At 40.4% G+C, this 15,474-nt stretch carries 14 protein-coding genes and 1 pseudogene; 13 read left to right on the forward strand and 2 right to left on the reverse strand.

Annotated elements, in window-relative coordinates:
* Positions 1–6 precede the first annotated feature (6 nt).
* The 10 genes from queA (at position 7) to C3007_RS00885 (ending at position 10,432) form a co-directional block, all read left to right on the forward strand.
* On the forward strand, positions 7–1,098 hold the full coding sequence (queA, locus tag C3007_RS00840) for a tRNA preQ1(34) S-adenosylmethionine ribosyltransferase-isomerase QueA (protein WP_103852635.1): 1,092 nt from the start codon (positions 7–9) through the stop codon (positions 1,096–1,098).
* A gap of 59 nt (positions 1,099–1,157) precedes the next feature.
* Positions 1,158–2,360: a tRNA guanosine(34) transglycosylase Tgt gene (gene tgt, locus C3007_RS00845; protein ID WP_103852690.1), complete on the forward strand. Its 1,203-nt coding sequence runs from the start codon at positions 1,158–1,160 to the stop codon at positions 2,358–2,360.
* Entirely contained in the window at positions 2,353–2,865 is a 513-nt protein-coding gene (locus C3007_RS00850) for a hemerythrin domain-containing protein (RefSeq protein ID WP_103852636.1), read from the forward strand. The genes tgt and C3007_RS00850 overlap by 8 nt, the downstream gene beginning before the upstream one ends.
* Before the next feature lie 201 nt (positions 2,866–3,066).
* The gene (yajC, locus tag C3007_RS00855) at positions 3,067–3,366 is read left to right on the forward strand and encodes a preprotein translocase subunit YajC (protein ID WP_103852637.1); all 300 of its coding nucleotides are present in this window, start codon (positions 3,067–3,069) and stop codon (positions 3,364–3,366) included.
* Between the two features lie 34 nt (positions 3,367–3,400).
* Positions 3,401–5,251: a protein translocase subunit SecD gene (gene secD / locus C3007_RS00860; protein ID WP_103852638.1), complete on the forward strand. Its 1,851-nt coding sequence runs from the start codon at positions 3,401–3,403 to the stop codon at positions 5,249–5,251.
* 10 nt (positions 5,252–5,261) lie between these two features.
* Entirely contained in the window at positions 5,262–6,230 is a 969-nt protein-coding gene (gene secF, locus C3007_RS00865; RefSeq protein ID WP_103852639.1) for a protein translocase subunit SecF, read from the forward strand.
* Positions 6,231–6,419: 189 nt separating this feature from the next.
* A complete protein-coding gene (locus C3007_RS00870) occupies positions 6,420–8,612 on the forward strand; it encodes a transglycosylase SLT domain-containing protein (RefSeq protein ID WP_103852640.1) in 2,193 nt (730 codons plus the stop codon).
* A 49-nt stretch (positions 8,613–8,661) separates the two neighbouring features.
* Positions 8,662–8,964, forward strand: coding sequence for a trp operon repressor (trpR, locus tag C3007_RS00875; RefSeq protein WP_103852641.1), 303 nt, complete (start codon positions 8,662–8,664; stop codon positions 8,962–8,964).
* Positions 8,948–9,667: a monofunctional biosynthetic peptidoglycan transglycosylase gene (mtgA, locus tag C3007_RS00880; RefSeq protein ID WP_103852642.1), complete on the forward strand. Its 720-nt coding sequence runs from the start codon at positions 8,948–8,950 to the stop codon at positions 9,665–9,667. Before trpR ends, mtgA begins: the two co-directional genes overlap by 17 nt.
* A gap of 12 nt (positions 9,668–9,679) precedes the next feature.
* Positions 9,680–10,432 (forward strand): SDR family oxidoreductase, encoded by a 753-nt coding sequence (locus tag C3007_RS00885; RefSeq protein ID WP_103852643.1) that lies wholly within the window; start codon positions 9,680–9,682, stop codon positions 10,430–10,432.
* Positions 10,433–10,486: 54 nt separating this feature from the next.
* Here the strand turns inward: C3007_RS00885 and C3007_RS00890 are convergent.
* Together C3007_RS00890 and C3007_RS00895 are read right to left on the reverse strand one after the other, a co-directional pair.
* Positions 10,487–11,649 (reverse strand): annotated as a pseudogene (locus C3007_RS00890) (3-phenylpropionate MFS transporter).
* Between the two features lie 786 nt (positions 11,650–12,435).
* Positions 12,436–12,963: an Hcp family type VI secretion system effector gene (locus C3007_RS00895; RefSeq protein ID WP_103852644.1), complete on the reverse strand. Its 528-nt coding sequence runs from the start codon at positions 12,961–12,963 to the stop codon at positions 12,436–12,438.
* A 44-nt stretch (positions 12,964–13,007) separates the two neighbouring features.
* On the opposite strand from C3007_RS00895, the gene tssB reads away from it, so the two are divergent.
* The 3 genes from tssB to tssE are packed head-to-tail and all read left to right on the forward strand — an operon-like array spanning position 13,008 to position 15,469.
* A complete protein-coding gene (gene tssB / locus C3007_RS00900; RefSeq protein WP_103852645.1) occupies positions 13,008–13,508 on the forward strand; it encodes a type VI secretion system contractile sheath small subunit in 501 nt (166 codons plus the stop codon).
* A gap of 25 nt (positions 13,509–13,533) precedes the next feature.
* The gene (gene tssC / locus C3007_RS00905) at positions 13,534–15,015 is read left to right on the forward strand and encodes a type VI secretion system contractile sheath large subunit (protein WP_103852646.1); all 1,482 of its coding nucleotides are present in this window, start codon (positions 13,534–13,536) and stop codon (positions 15,013–15,015) included.
* A 4-nt stretch (positions 15,016–15,019) separates the two neighbouring features.
* The gene (gene tssE / locus C3007_RS00910) at positions 15,020–15,469 is read left to right on the forward strand and encodes a type VI secretion system baseplate subunit TssE (RefSeq protein WP_103852647.1); all 450 of its coding nucleotides are present in this window, start codon (positions 15,020–15,022) and stop codon (positions 15,467–15,469) included.
* Positions 15,470–15,474 lie beyond the last annotated feature (5 nt).

Consider the following 15,474-nt stretch of genomic DNA (forward strand, 5'->3'; position numbering starts at 1 on the left):
AGAATTATGCGTGTTTCAGATTTTTATTTTGATTTACCCGATGCGTTGATCGCGCGCTATCCCAAAGCGGATCGCAGCGCCAGCCGTTTATTACAGCTTAACGGTGAAAATGGTGAACTTTTTCACCGCACTTTTGCCGATGTGGTGGATTTGATCAACGAGGGGGATTTATTGATTTTTAATAATACCCGAGTGATCCCCGCGAGAATGTACGGACGCAAAGCCAGCGGCGGTAAGATTGAAGTGTTGGTGGAGCGAATTTTGTCGGAAGATCGTTTTCTCGCGCATATTCGTTCTTCCAAAGCGCCGAAAGAAGGGGCGGAGCTATTTCTCGGCGAAGATAAATTAGGCGAAGGCAAGGGCATTAAAATGATAATGAAAGCCCGCCACGATACCTTATTTGAGCTAGAAATAGCAGAAAAAAGTACCGCACTTTTAGACGTGCTGCAACAAATCGGCCATATGCCACTGCCACCTTATATTGATCGCCCCGATGAAGATGCCGATAAAGAACGCTATCAAACGGTCTATAACAAAGTGCCGGGAGCGGTGGCTGCACCTACCGCGGGCTTGCATTTTGATAATGAATTATTAGAAAAGCTGAAAGCAAAAGGTGTGAATTTTGCCTTTGTTACTTTGCACGTTGGCGCGGGTACATTCCAGCCTGTGCGGGTAGAAAATATTGAAGATCACAAAATGCACGCGGAATATGTGGAAGTGCCACAGGAAACGGTGGACGCCATTTTGCGCACCAAAGCCAACGGCAAGCGTGTGATTGCCGTGGGAACAACCTCCGTGCGTTCCATTGAAAGTGCGGCGTTATTTAGCCAAGAAAATCAGAGTGGGCAACTACTTGCGCCGTATTTTTCTGATACGTCCATCTTTCTTTACCCAGGTAAAAAATTCCTTGTGGTGGACGCCTTAATTACCAATTTCCATTTGCCAGAAAGCACGCTGATTATGCTGGTTTCTGCCTTTGCAGGATACAAGCACACGATGCAAGCCTATGAAAGTGCGGTGCAAAATGGCTACCGTTTTTTCAGTTATGGCGATGCAATGTTTATTACGAAAAATCCTAATGTAACGGGCTTAGATTAATCGCTAATGCCTATTAATTAACCCTCGAACTGTTTATTCGAAAAGGAAACATAATGACAATGAAATTTAAACTTCATAAAACCGATGGCACGGCACGCCGTGGCACAATGACTTTCCAACGTCCACAAGGGGAATTTGAAGTGCAAACCCCTGCCTTTATGCCAGTCGGCACTTACGGCACGGTAAAAGGAATGACACCAGAAGAAGTGCGCGCTACTGGGGCAGAAATTTTGCTTGGCAACACCTTTCACCTTTGGTTACGCCCAGGGCAAGAAATTATGCGTAAACACGGTGATTTGCACGATTTTATGAACTGGCATCGCCCCATTTTAACGGATAGTGGCGGCTTCCAAGTGTTCAGCCTAGGTAAATTACGCAAAATTACCGAAGAAGGGGTGAAATTCCAAAATCCAATTAATGGTGAACGGATTTTCCTTTCCCCTGAAAAATCAATGGAAATTCAATATGATCTGGGTTCTGACATCGTGATGATCTTTGATGAATGTACGCCTTATCCAGCCACCTTTGATTATGCGAAAAAATCAATGGAAATGTCGCTCCGTTGGGCAAAACGAAGCCGTGATCGTTTTGATGAGTTAGGCAATAAAAATGCCTTGTTTGGCATTGTGCAAGGGGGCGTTTATGAAGAATTACGCAAAGTTTCCCTTGAGGGCTTGGTGAATATCGGCTTTGACGGTTATGCCGTAGGAGGGCTAGCCGTGGGTGAGCCAAAAGAAGATATGCACCGCATTTTAGAATATGTTTGCCCACAACTGCCTGCGGATAAACCACGTTATTTAATGGGCGTAGGAAAGCCTGAAGATTTGGTGGAGGGCGTGCGCCGTGGGATTGATATGTTCGATTGCGTAATGCCAACGCGTAACGCGCGCAACGGACATTTATTCGTTACAGACGGCATTGTGAAAATTCGTAATGCAAAATACCGTGATGACACCAGCCCGCTTGATCCAGAATGTGATTGCTACACCTGTAAAAATTACACCAAAGCCTATCTTTACCATTTAGATAAGTGCGGTGAAATTTTAGGCGCAAGGTTAAACACCATTCACAATTTACGTTATTATCAACGCTTAATGGCACAAATTCGTGAAGCCATTGAGAACGATACCTTTGAACAGTTTGTGCAAGATTTCTATGCGCGCATTGGCAAGCCTGTTCCGCCATTGCAAAGTGAAGTGCAACAAAACGCACAAGCTGCTAATGCACAATCTTCTAATCCACAAGGTGAACAAAATGCTTAATCTTCAACCGCAACAATTTGCCAGCTGGAATGAGCCGATTGAAATGCTTTACGCCTGCCACGGCAAAGTGAAAATGTTCTGTCGTCAGCTGAATATTTTGCCTAGCTATTTAGAGAAAAATGGCAACATTCAAGCGGTGCAAAAAGATGTGCAGCAAATTTTGAATTATTTCAATATCGCTGCGCCATTGCACCACGATGATGAAGAAAAGGATTTTTTCCCTGCATTGCTAAAATACTGCCCACAAGCCAAAGCCGATGTGGAACGCTTAGAAAGCCAACACGAAACCTTGCATCAAAATTGGGCAGCTTTGTCGGTGCAGTTGGAAGCCTTGCTAAAAGGCGAAATTACACAAATTCCCGCACCGCTTATTGCACAATTTATTGCTGGTTATGACAGTCATATTGCCATTGAAGAACCTTTATTTGAACTTGGCAAAACCCATATCCCACAAGAAGAATTAAGTGCGATGGGAAAAGTGATGGCAGCGCGCCGAAAAAACTAAATTAACACATAAAGTAAAACCTGCATTTTGGCAGGTTTTATCTTTTCTAAGAAAGAGAAAGTACGGTGCTTTTTGCTCAAATTTTTGTTGCAAAAACCTTGACATAAATCACCGCACTTTTGCAAAAGCGCTTTGTCAATAAAGGGTTTTTGTGCTATTTTAACGTCCTACATTTTCATTAACTAACAAAAAGGATTAAAAATGGAAGCTCAACAAGGTAGCCCAATGTCAATGTTATTTATTTTCGTTCTGTTCGGATTGATTTTCTATTTTATGATTTATCGTCCACAAGCAAAACGCAATAAAGCGCATAAGCAATTAATGGCTGAGTTAGCGAAAGGCACGGAAGTTCTTACTTCAGGTGGTATTATTGGTAAAATTACCAAAATTGGGGCAGAAAGCGATTATGTTGTTCTTGCCTTAAATGACAGCACAGAAATTACCATTAAACGTGATTTCATTGTTTCTGTGTTACCAAAAGGTTCATTAAAAAGCCTTTAATTATTAACTATTTCCGCAAGGGAACTGGAAAGTTATGTTAAATCGTTACCCTTTATGGAAGAATATAATGGTGACCCTTGTGGTCGCCATTGGTGTTTTATATTCTCTCCCAAATCTTTACGGTGAAGATCCTGCCGTTCAAATTTCAGGAACTCGTGGTCAAGAAGCCAACACAACAACCCTTAGCAATGTGCAAACGCTTCTTAACGAAAATCATCTCACTACCAAATCCATTAAATTAGAAAACGGTTCAATTCTTGCTCGTTTTAATAACACTGATGATCAGCTGCTTGCCAAAGATAAAATCAGCGAAAAATTAGGCAATGGCTATTCGGTCGCGCTTAACCTTGCGCCAGCTACGCCAAAATGGCTTTCTGATATTGGTGGTTCACCAATGAAATGGGGCTTGGACTTGCGTGGTGGTGTACGCTTTTTAATGGAAGTGGATATGAATACTGCGCTGGCGAAACGTCAAGAGCAGTTGCAAGACAGTTTATTAGGCGAATTGCGTAAAGCGAAATATCAATATACCAATATTCGCGCAGGGGAAAATCATAGCACTGTGGTTACCCTAAAAAATCCTGATCAGCTTTCAGCCGTTCAGCGCTTATTGCGTCAAGCGCACCCCAATTTAGATATTCGTGAAATTTCTAATAACACGCTTTCTTTAACCTTATCTGATGCTGCGTTAAATGAAGCGCGCGATCACGCTATTGAGCAAAACTTGAGTATTTTACGCCGCCGTGTGGAAGAATTAGGCGTTTCTGAACCTGTGATTCAACGCCAAGGCGCAGAGCGTATTGTGGTGGAATTGCCGGGCGTTCAAGATACTGCGCGTGCAAAAGAAATTTTAGGTGCAACAGCCACTCTTGAGTTTCGTTTAGTGAATCAAAACGCCAATGTTGATGCGGCAATGCGTGGAATGGTGCCTTCAGATTCTGAAGTGAAATTTGATCGTAATGGTCGCCCTGTGGTGCTGTACAAACGTGCGGTATTAGGGGGGGAACATATTGTCAATGCGTCATCAGGGGTTGATCAAAATTCAGGTACGCCACAAGTAAGTGTAACCTTGGATAGCGAAGGCGGCGATATGATGTCGCAAACCACCAAAATGAATCTGAAAAAGCCGATGGCAACTTTATATGTTGAATATAAAGACAGTGGCAAAAAAGATGAAAATGGCAAAACCGTTCTCGCTAAACACGAAGAAGTGATCAATATTGCAACCATTCAAGGGCGTTTTGGCAGCCAATTCCAAATCACTGGTATTGATAGCCCAAATGAAGCGCTTAATCTCTCCGTATTATTGCGTTCTGGTGCATTAACCGCGCCAATCCAAATTGTGGAAGAACGTACGGTTGGACCATCACTCGGTGCGCAAAATGTGGAACAAGGCTTGCAAGCAGGGCTTTGGGGCTTAGCCATTACCGTGGTATTTATGCTGATTTACTATAAAGTGTTCGGCTTATTTGCAAGTATGGCGTTGCTTGCCAATATGGTTTTGCTCGTTGGTTTAATGTCGTTAATTCCGGGAGCAACACTCACAATGCCGGGGATTGCAGGGATTATTCTTTCGGTGGGAATGTCTGTGGACGCGAACGTGTTGATTTTTGAGCGGATTAAAGAAGAAATTCGTAACGGACGCACCATTCAACAAGCCATCAACGAAGGCTATAACGGGGCATTTAGCAGTATTTTTGATGCTAACTTAACCACAATTTTAACTTCTATCGTGCTTTATGCGGTGGGAACAGGGCCAATTAAAGGCTTTGCGATCACCCTTTCATTAGGGGTGGCGATCTCAATGTTTACAGCGATTACGGGAACTCGAATGCTGGTCAATTTCCTTTATGGTGGCAAACGCGTTGAGAAATTATCTATTTAAGGTGGTTACGATGAGCTTATTTACAAAAGATAAAAAAGTGAATGAATATAAAGGGGTAATCTTACCATTCAAGCTTATCCCATTTATGCGCTACCGCCTTGTGGGTTATATTTTCTCATTAATTGTTACCGCACTTTGTATTACAAGCATTGTAACCAAAGGCTTTAACTGGGGCTTGGATTTCACTGGCGGTACGGTGGTGGATACGCATTTTTCCCAACCCGCTGATTTAGAAAAAATCCGTGCAACTTTAAAAGAAAATGGTATCGAAAGCCCATTAGTGCAAACCACAGGTGGCGTGCGTGATGTAATGATCCGTCTTTCAGCTTCGGCTGGCGGCGCGGATATTGGCACGCAAATCAAAGGAATGCTCAGCAAATTGGATAATGATATCCAAATTCGCAGCGTGGAATTTGTTGGCCCAAATGTGGGTGAAGAGCTTACCCAAGGCGCGATTTATGCGACATTAATCACCTTATTAATGTTGCTTGCCTACATTGCATTCCGCTTTGAATGGCGTTTAGCGGCAGGGGGGATCGTTGCCCTTGCGCACGATGTGATTGTAACCCTTGGGATCTTTTCTTATTTCCAAATCGAAATGGATCTCACCTTTGTGGCAGCCATTTTATCGGTGGTGGGATACTCACTGAACGATAGTATCGTGGTATTTGACCGTGTGCGTGAAAACTTCCGCAAAATTCGCCGTATTGACACCGTGGATATTATTGATATTTCACTCACCCAAACCCTATCAAGAACCTTGATGACATCGATCACAACGCTTTTCGTGGTGATCGCGCTGTTTGTGTTTGGTGGGCCTACAATCCATAGTTTCTCATTGGCGCTTTTAATCGGTATCGGCTTTGGTACTTACTCAACCATTTATATTGCTATTAGTATCGCCTATGATCTCGGCTTAAGACGTGAACATATGGTGATTCAAAAAGTGAATAAAGACGATATTGACGAACTGCCGTAAAAATTTCTAAAAATTTCACCGCACTTTTTTAGCCAAGTGCGGTCTAATAATCAGTTAGATTTTAAGCCCGATTTATTCGGGCTTTTGTTTATAAATGTAGTTATGAAATAGCCATTACAACAGCACAAAAGTGCGGTGGTTTTTACCCAATTTTTATCCTATCTAAAAAGTGCCATAAAAAGGAATATTATGAAATTTACCCAAACCTTACTTGCCCTAAGTTTATCTTCGCTTTCCCTTTTCGTGTGGGGAAATTCAGCGCAGCCAGCTCGTGCAGCCGCACAAAATACAGAAATAAAAGCGGCAGAAAATGTAAAGCAAACGCAAAATATAACGGAAAAGCAAAATATCACAGAGGGGCAAAATGTAAATAAAGCTAATGCTAGCCCTGAAAATAATGATGCTGCAAAAGCATTGTTAGTAAGCCAACAAAAACTGGCATGCGAACGAGAAATTTATCGCAAACTGCAACAATATTTAGCCTTTTCCCAAAGTGAAACCACACTAGATATCGCCAAGGCATTATTGGCTCAGCTGCAAGATTATCCACTCTTACCTTATGCGGAACATCAATTTCTAAGCGCGAAAAAAGCCGCCTTGTCTTTTGATGAAGTTATTGATTTTGTAAAGAAATATCCTGATTTTCCAATCAAGAATTTGCCTAATTATTGGCTGCAACAACAATACGATACACAAAATTGGCAGGGGATTTTAGCCAATGTGAACGATTTACCCAAAGATAACAGCGCCTCTTGCATTATGATGACAGCACAACAGCAAGAAAAACAACCTTCATCGCAAACAGAACTTGAAGCGACAGCGGACAAAATTATAGAAAAAAACACCGCACTTGCGATAAAAATCAAAGAGTTATGGCTCACAGGAAACAGCTCACCCACGCAATGCCAAGCTATTTTCCAGCAAGCCTACGATCAGGGTGTGATTATGGAAGATTTAATTAAACAGCGTGCTTTGCTTGCCGTAGAAAAAAATAATCGTGCCTTAATTAGCGAATTAGCAACGCTTACGCGAGATGCCGAATTAAAAACTTGGCTGACCAATCTGGCTAACTTATTGAAATCACCGCGTTTATTGCTTTCTCCAAGCAACACTTTTTATATAGAAAATTTGTCTGCCGATGATGAAAATAAACAGATTTTGCTTGCCGTAATGCCGCGTTTTATCAAAACCATTACGGAAAATCAGCTCAATGTCAGCGCCCCTTTTGCCCAATTACAACAATGGGCGGCTCGCTTTAATTTATCGCCCGCGCAAACTCAAGGCTGGCAATCTGCCTTGCTGAGCCAGCTTTTTGATAGCGAAAATCCGTCTATTCAGCAATGGCGCGATGCAACCCTGCAAACCTTAAAAGAAGATAAACAAACTGAACGCCGCATTCGTGTGGCATTGCGTGAAAAAGCGGAGATTCAACCTTGGCTAAATTTGCTTTCGGAACAAGGTAAACAGAAAGATGAATGGCGATATTGGCAAGGTGAAGTGTTATTTCAGCAAGGCAAAACCGCGCAAGCTACACAGATTTGGCAGAAAATGCAGAAAAATGCACGGGGATTTTACCCAATGCTTGCAGCACAGCGTTTGGGCGTGGATTATCAGCCAACGATGAAAACTTTCTCGTCAAATGAACAACCTTTACTGCGTTATGCTAAGCAATTTGCACGCATTAATGAGTTACAGGCGCTCAATGATCGTACCAATATTCAGCGTGAATGGCGAGTATTGTTAGATAGCTCGGATTTTGCGGGCAAACTTGCCTTAGCTCAATATGCTGAGCAAAATCAGTGGGCTGATTTACAAGTGGAAGCCACGATTCAAGCGAAAGCGTGGGATTATATCGCCTTACGTTTACCTAACGCTTACCAAACGTGGTTTGATTTGTTCATCAATAACAAAAATAACGCAAAAATTCACCGCACTTTTGCTATGGCAATCGCTCGACAAGAAAGTGCGTGGCGCGCAAATGTAACTTCTTCTGCTAATGCACGTGGATTGATGCAACTGTTGCCAAGCACGGCGAAACTCACCGCAGAGCAAGATCAACTCCCTTATAAAAAAGAGAGCCAACTGTTTGATCCTATTGATAATATTATGCTTGGCACAACCCATCTTAATCAGCTTGCAGAAAAATATGGCAATAATCGCATTTTAATTGCTGCGGCTTACAACGCAGGCGCACGGCGTGTTGATAGCTGGCTGGCAAAATCCAATGGCAAGCTCACAATGGCAGAATTTATCGCCACCATTCCTTTTTATGAAACCCGTGGATATGTGCAAAATGTGCTAGCGTACGATTATTATTACCAACTGTTACAAGGAGAAAAGGCAGAAAAATTTACCCAAGCCGAGCAGAATAGATTATACTAGTGAAGTAGTTTAATAGCACAGTGAAACGTTTTAATCCTAGGAGAAAGCTATGTATGTGAGCAAAAATATGGATCAATGGCAGGCATTTATCGAGATTTTACGCACTGCATTTGCACAAAATAAAGAACAAGAATTACTCACCCTGCTACTCACCGCAGATGAACGAGATGCGGTGGGCTTGCGTTTACAAATTGTAGCACAGTTATTAGATAAGCGTTGCTCACAACGCGAAATTCAACAAAATTTGAACACCAGCGCGGCAACCATTACAAGGGGATCAAATATGATCAAAACAATGCCACCTGAGTTTATGCAATGGGTAAAAGAACAGCTTGATGGGCAGAAAGAATAAAAAGCCAAAATGGTTGCAGCGCATAAAACAAAGAATCTTGCGTTATTCTTTCTATGCGTTCGCAGCTTTTTTAGGCATAACGTTGCTATTTCGTGTTGTGCCTGTGCCATTTTCTTCCTATATGGCACAGCAGAAAGTGAGTCATCTTTTAAACGGTGAAAGTTATCCCATTAAATATCAATGGGTGAGTTTGGATAAAATTTCGTGGCAAATGCAATTAGCCGTTATCGCCGCCGAAGATCAAAAATTTGCTCAGCATCACGGGATTGATTGGGACGCTATCGATAAGGCATTGAAATACAATAAAAAATCAACAAAGGTGCGGGGCGGCTCGACTATCTCACAGCAAACCGTAAAAAATTTATACCTATGGCACGGACAAAGCTGGCTGCGCAAAGGCATTGAATTGCCGACCACCTTAATGGTAGAACTGCTCTGGTCAAAAAAACGGATTTTAGAAGTCTATTTAAACATTGCTGAATTTGGTAATGGTATTTTTGGGGTTGAAGCCGCCAGCCAAGCCTATTTCAAAAAATCAGCGAAACAGCTTAATCAGCAAGAAGCGGCGTTATTGGCTGCGGTGTTGCCTAATCCAATCATATTTAAAGCAAATAAACCCAGCGCGTTTGTGCAGAAAAAACAACGTTGGATTATGCGACAAATGAATGCCTTAGGTAAGGGATATTTAACTCAACTAAACTAGATAGGGGGAATTATGGCGATTTTAATTACAGGCGCATCGGCAGGCTTTGGTAAAGCAATGTGCGAAGTGTTTATTAAAGCAGGATACAAAGTGATTGGTGCGGCCCGCCGTTTAGAAAAACTGGAAAAGTTACAAGCAGAGTTAGGCGAAAATTTCTTTCCATTACAAATGGATATGAATAATTTAAGCGAAATTGATCGTGCCCTTTCCAAGCTTCCTGAAGCATTCCAACAAATTGATTTGCTCGTGAATAATGCAGGTTTAGCGCTAGGTTTAGAGCCTGCACATCAAGCCAATTTTGACGATTGGCTAACAATGATCAACACCAACATTGTGGGCTTAACCTATCTCACCCGCAAAGTGCTACCACAAATGGTAGAACGCCAACAAGGGCATATTATCAATTTAGGATCAATCGCAGGCACATATCCTTACCCAGGAGGTAACGTTTACGGCGCAACCAAGGCGTTTGTGGAACAATTTAGCTTGAACTTGCGTGCTGATTTAGCTGGCTCTAAGGTGCGTGTAACCAACGTAGAACCGGGACTGTGCGGCGGCACTGAATTTTCTAACGTACGTTTCAAAGGCGATGACAGCAAAGCTGCCAGCGTCTATGCCAACGTACAACCCATTGAGCCAATAGACATCGCTAACACCGTGCTATGGATCTACCAACAACCAGCCCACGTTAATATCAACCGCATTGAAATAATGCCCGTAGCACAAAGTTTCTCGGCGTTGAATGTGGTGAGAGATAAAAACTAAAGTGCGGTGAAAATTTTGGGAATTTTTAAAGGCGATGGAAAATCGCCTTATTTTTTATTCAATCACCTCTAGGTGGTTTGAAAATTTCTTCGGTACAAAGAAGATTGCAGGCAAAACAAAAATCGCCATTAGCACAAAACTCATTTGTGCGGAAGTTGGGTAAACCAATCCCGAAATAAAGGTGAAAAGCGCCATCATAATACAACTAGAGCTTGCAAAATATAGCCCTTGTAATTTTGGAATCGTTTCACTTGGCTGAGAAGTGATATAACGAATCATCGCAAAATGCCCCATTGCATAAGTGAATGCGTGTAGCATTTGGGCGAAGATCAGCAGCGTAAAATCTGTTGTGTAAGCAATGGTTGTCCAGCGAATGATTGCGGCTAATGCCGAAAACAAGGTCAAATAATGAATTTGCCAAGTTCTAAAAAAACGTTTAGAAAAGAAGAAAAATACCACTTCAGCTACCACACCCAAACTCCACAGCCAACTAATTTGTGAAGTGCTAAGACTGTTTGCAGACCAATAAATCGTGCCATACGCATAACAAGCCGCGTGTGAACCCTGAATAAGGGCGGTGGCAATAATCATTCTGATTGTCGTTGGATTTCGCAATAATTCACGATAACTCGCTGTTACCGCAGCTTCTTGCTTTTCCTGCTGATTAAATCTTTGTGTAGGATTTAAACTAATCCCCAGCCCCCAAAAAACTAAATAACCAATAATAATGCCGATAATTGCACTTTTTCCTAGCCAACCAAGCAAATAGCCTGCTGTAATCGAGCCAACAATAAAAGCTAGCGAACCAAATAAACGACTTTTGCCATAATCCATTCCTAACTGCTGATGCCAACTCGTAGCAATGGTATCGCAAACAGGCATAATTCCGCCATTCAACATATGAAACAGTGCTAAAATAGGAATAAGCCACCACAATGATTGTACCGCCCAACTCACCGCTATCAGCACCAATACGCTTAACCAAGTTAGAAGGCGACTTAATGGAATCAACTGATTAAGGTGCTTAACATTTTTAGTGAAAAAAATAGCACCGGCAAAACGACATAAATAACCAAGGGAAATCAATGTGCCAATTAATTCCACATCATAGCCATACTGTGCTAACCAAATCGGTAAAAACGGCACAATGACACCATAAGCACAGTAAAAACCGAAAAATTAAATGATGACCATTGAAAAGGGGTGAGTTTCAACATAGGGAAAGTCCCAACTTTGATTTTCAGATATAAAAAAGCCGCTCTTGGCGACTATCTTATTGATTTATTTCTATTTTTAGATGGTGCCGAGAACAGACTTGAACCGCCATGACTCGAAAGTCAAGAGATGTAAAATCCCTTATATAGCTCCGCTAACTTAAATAGCCCTTCACATAGAAAGATTCAACCAACATTACCACAAGCTCTATCGTTTAATAGATACGCTGATCCTACACAAATTCTAAAATTTGTAAAGGTCGGATATTAACTTTAACACTATATTAGACTAGCCGTTATATTTATAGCTATAAAAATGAAAACAACTCATTATAAAAGCAAAACATCTATACAGAAAACAACTATATTGTTTTGAGGTTTGAAGTAATAGTTTATTCTGCTGAATAATTTACTATAAATTATATTCGAATTCAGTTACCTAATTTTATCTTAGATTAGAAAGTCAATAACTATCATTTTAATGATACCAAACTAAAAGTTCTTTTTTAGATTCTGATAAGCTTTTCATAATTCTTAATTATGCGTCTTTGAAAATACTTATATAAAAATTTTTGTAATAACTCTTAAATATCCCAGTTAAAGCTTTCGAATCAAATCTCTCTAAATATTGATTTTTAAATAAAAAAGTTATTTCGTGTAGAATAAAATTCTACCATATTCTCTTTATTTGTAGTTACAGTCACTTTTCCCAAAGGTATATAACTAAGATCAAATTCCACTAAAAGTATGATGTGCTTGACACACCATACTCGTAACTAATCTAGTTAATTAAGCTTCAATTGGTGTACGCCAGTCATCTGAACCTGATGTACCTGCTACAGTATGCTCCCAAGTGATTTTTCGGTAAGCTAAAAAGACATCAAGTAATTGAGTAAACTCTTTTTGAGAAGGATCCTGTGCATGTGGCATTAAAAGATCCATATTAACAATAGTTGCATCTTCTAATGTAGTTGTGAAGTAATGCTCTTGTTTGCCTTCAACTGATGTGCGATACCATTTTAATTCTACTTTCGGTAGCATTTCTCCTGAAGCTAACGCATTATAAAGCAATGGAACTGCTTTATTTAGGGCTACCGTTAAAATTAATGGTTTATGTGCACGTTGACCTGATGGTTGACCTGATTGTGGATCCGTTGGCACGGTCACTTGGTGTTTAACCTGCTGAACCAACATTTGATCTTCATGACCTTCAACAAAAATATTTCCCACAGAATCAGCCGTAAACGCACCAGCTGTGATATTACCTTGGGTTTTTCCTGTAATTGAAACGTAACATGGAGTTGGTCTATATACCATGTATACCCCCTTTTCATTCTATACAATTAAAGAAGGATAATGCTATGAGTAAAAAAGAAGGTTCTGTTGCACCTAAAGAGCGAATCAATATTAAATACGTCCCAGCAACAGGCGGTGAAACTGCCGAAGTTGAATTACCATTAAATCTCTTAGTTGTTGGTGATATGAAGGGAAAAGCAGAAGACTCATCTATAGAAGAGCGATCAATGATTTCTATTGATAAAAACAATTTTTCTTCAGTTATGGAAGAAATGGAAATTGGTTTGAATATTAATGTTGCAAACAAATTATCCGATGACGCATCACCAGATGATGAAATTAATGTGCAATTAGACATCAAATCTCTTAATGACTTCTCTCCAGATAACATTGTTAAATCCGTTCCAGAATTACGTAAATTGCTTGAATTAAGAGAAGCATTAACTGCCGTCAAAGGACCACTTGGGAATGTTCCGGCTTTTCGAGCTAGAATCGCAGAACTACTCGAAGATGAGCAATCCCGAGCTCAATTACTTGCAGAATTAAATTTAGTTGATAAAAAATAGTTGATCATACCAGAGGACTTTAGATATGGCTGATAAAATCCAAACAGAACAAATCGAACAAAATACCACTACTTCGGGCTCATTACTTGATGAAATCATGGCTCAAACAAGGCTTTCTGAAGATAGTGAAGGCTATGATATTGCTAAACAAGGTGTCGCTGCTTTTATTAGTAACATTTTAGAAACAGGCTCTAAAGAAGAGCCAGTAAACAAGTTATTAATAGATAAAATGATCAATGAGATTGATCGGAAATTAAGCGCCCAAGTAGATGAGATTCTACATCACAATGAATTTCGTAATTTAGAATCATCTTGGCGCTCATTAAAATTATTAGTTGATAAAACAGACTTTAGAGAAAATATTAAGATTAACGTTTTTCATGCAACAAAAGAAGAATTACTCGATGACTTCGAATTTGCACCTGAAATTGTTCAATCTGGTTTTTATAAACATGTTTATTCTTCTGGCTATGGTCAATTTGGTGGAGAGCCCATTGGTGCCGTGATTGGGAACTATGAATTTACCCCGAAATCCCTAGATATGAAACTCTTGCAATATGTGAGCGCTGTAGGTTCTATGGCTCACGCCCCATTTATATCTTCCGTATCCCCCGCTTTCTTTGGTATTCAAAGTTATACTGAATTACCTGCAATTAAAGATCTAAAATCAGTGTTTGAAGGACCAATGTATGCTAAGTGGCGTTCATTACGAGAATCTGAAGACTCTCGTAGTTTAGGATTAACTGCCTCTCGTTTCTTAGTTCGTTTACCTTACTCTGTGTCAGACAATCCGGTAAAAACTTTTGGCTATGAAGAGGATGTAAGTAAAGACCACGAACACTATCTATGGGGTAATAGCGCATTTTTACTAGCTTCTTGCTTGACAGATAGTTTTGCTAAATATCGTTGGTGTGCAAATATTATTGGCCCACAAAGTGGCGGTGCGGTCTATGATTTACCAGTTCATATTTATGAAGCGATGGGACAAATTCAGTCAAAGATCCCAACAGAAGTGCTTATTACAGATAGAAGAGAATTTGAATTAGCGGAAGAAGGATTTATAGCATTAACTATGCGTAAAGGTAGTGATAATGCTGCATTCTTTTCTGCTAATTCTGTTCAAAAACCAAAAATTTTCCCAAATACAAAAGAGGGTAAAATAGCAGAAACCAACTATAAATTAGGTACTCAATTACCATATACATTTATGATCACTCGAGTAGCTCATTTCTTAAAAGTATTACAACGTGAGCAAATTGGTAGCTGGAAAGAAGCAACTGATTTACAAACCGAGTTAAATAAATGGCTCAAGCAATATGTTGCTGATCAAGAAAACCCACCTGCAGATGTTCGTAGTCGTCGCCCATTCAGAGCGGCATCTATTTCTGTATCAGATGTAGAGGGAGATCCAGGTTGGTTCTTATCTTCCATCAAATTAAGACCACACTTTAAATATATGGGATCTAACTTTGAACTATCGCTTGTTGGTCGTCTAGACAAGGAATAGAAAAATGGCATTATTAAGTTGGCAACGAGATAGTACAGCTAGCTTATTTGAGCGTATACAGGGGAAGGAGGTAAATCCTTCTCCTCTCTCCCATTCTGGTCTCAAAACTTTTATTGAGTCAATAAAACATAATCTTAACAATATCCTCAATACTCACCCAGGCACATCACAAAGTGCGGCCCAATTAGGTATTATGGACTTAAATGATGCCACGAGTAATACAGGGGATATCTATCAAAAAATATCCCAAATCATTCAAGAATGCATTTTGAATTTTGAGCCTCGAATCATCGCGGTAAATGTGACACCCTTTCCTAATGAAGAGCAACCTCTAACCCTATTTTTTTACATCACGGCAACAGTATCCTTTGAAGACTACACCAAAGACATTGCCTTTAATTTACACCTAGATAACGATCATCGTTATTATCTAGATATGAGCAACATTACTTAAGATGT

This window comes from Avibacterium gallinarum (genome assembly GCF_002921135.1).
Lineage (GTDB): Bacteria > Pseudomonadota > Gammaproteobacteria > Enterobacterales > Pasteurellaceae > Avibacterium > Avibacterium gallinarum.

Coding starts and splice junctions, on each gene's coding strand:
- queA (WP_103852635.1), top strand. CDS start 7: ATGCGTGTTTCAGATTTTTATTTTGATTTACCCGATGCGTTGATCGCG.
- tgt (WP_103852690.1), top strand. CDS start 1,158: ATGAAATTTAAACTTCATAAAACCGATGGCACGGCACGCCGTGGCACA.
- C3007_RS00850 (WP_103852636.1), top strand. CDS start 2,353: ATGCTTAATCTTCAACCGCAACAATTTGCCAGCTGGAATGAGCCGATT.
- yajC (WP_103852637.1), top strand. CDS start 3,067: ATGGAAGCTCAACAAGGTAGCCCAATGTCAATGTTATTTATTTTCGTT.
- secD (WP_103852638.1), top strand. CDS start 3,401: ATGTTAAATCGTTACCCTTTATGGAAGAATATAATGGTGACCCTTGTG.
- secF (WP_103852639.1), top strand. CDS start 5,262: ATGAGCTTATTTACAAAAGATAAAAAAGTGAATGAATATAAAGGGGTA.
- C3007_RS00870 (WP_103852640.1), top strand. CDS start 6,420: ATGAAATTTACCCAAACCTTACTTGCCCTAAGTTTATCTTCGCTTTCC.
- trpR (WP_103852641.1), top strand. CDS start 8,662: ATGTATGTGAGCAAAAATATGGATCAATGGCAGGCATTTATCGAGATT.
- mtgA (WP_103852642.1), top strand. CDS start 8,948: ATGGGCAGAAAGAATAAAAAGCCAAAATGGTTGCAGCGCATAAAACAA.
- C3007_RS00885 (WP_103852643.1), top strand. CDS start 9,680: ATGGCGATTTTAATTACAGGCGCATCGGCAGGCTTTGGTAAAGCAATG.
- C3007_RS00895 (WP_103852644.1), bottom strand. CDS start 12,963: ATGGTATATAGACCAACTCCATGTTACGTTTCAATTACAGGAAAAACC.
- tssB (WP_103852645.1), top strand. CDS start 13,008: ATGAGTAAAAAAGAAGGTTCTGTTGCACCTAAAGAGCGAATCAATATT.
- tssC (WP_103852646.1), top strand. CDS start 13,534: ATGGCTGATAAAATCCAAACAGAACAAATCGAACAAAATACCACTACT.
- tssE (WP_103852647.1), top strand. CDS start 15,020: ATGGCATTATTAAGTTGGCAACGAGATAGTACAGCTAGCTTATTTGAG.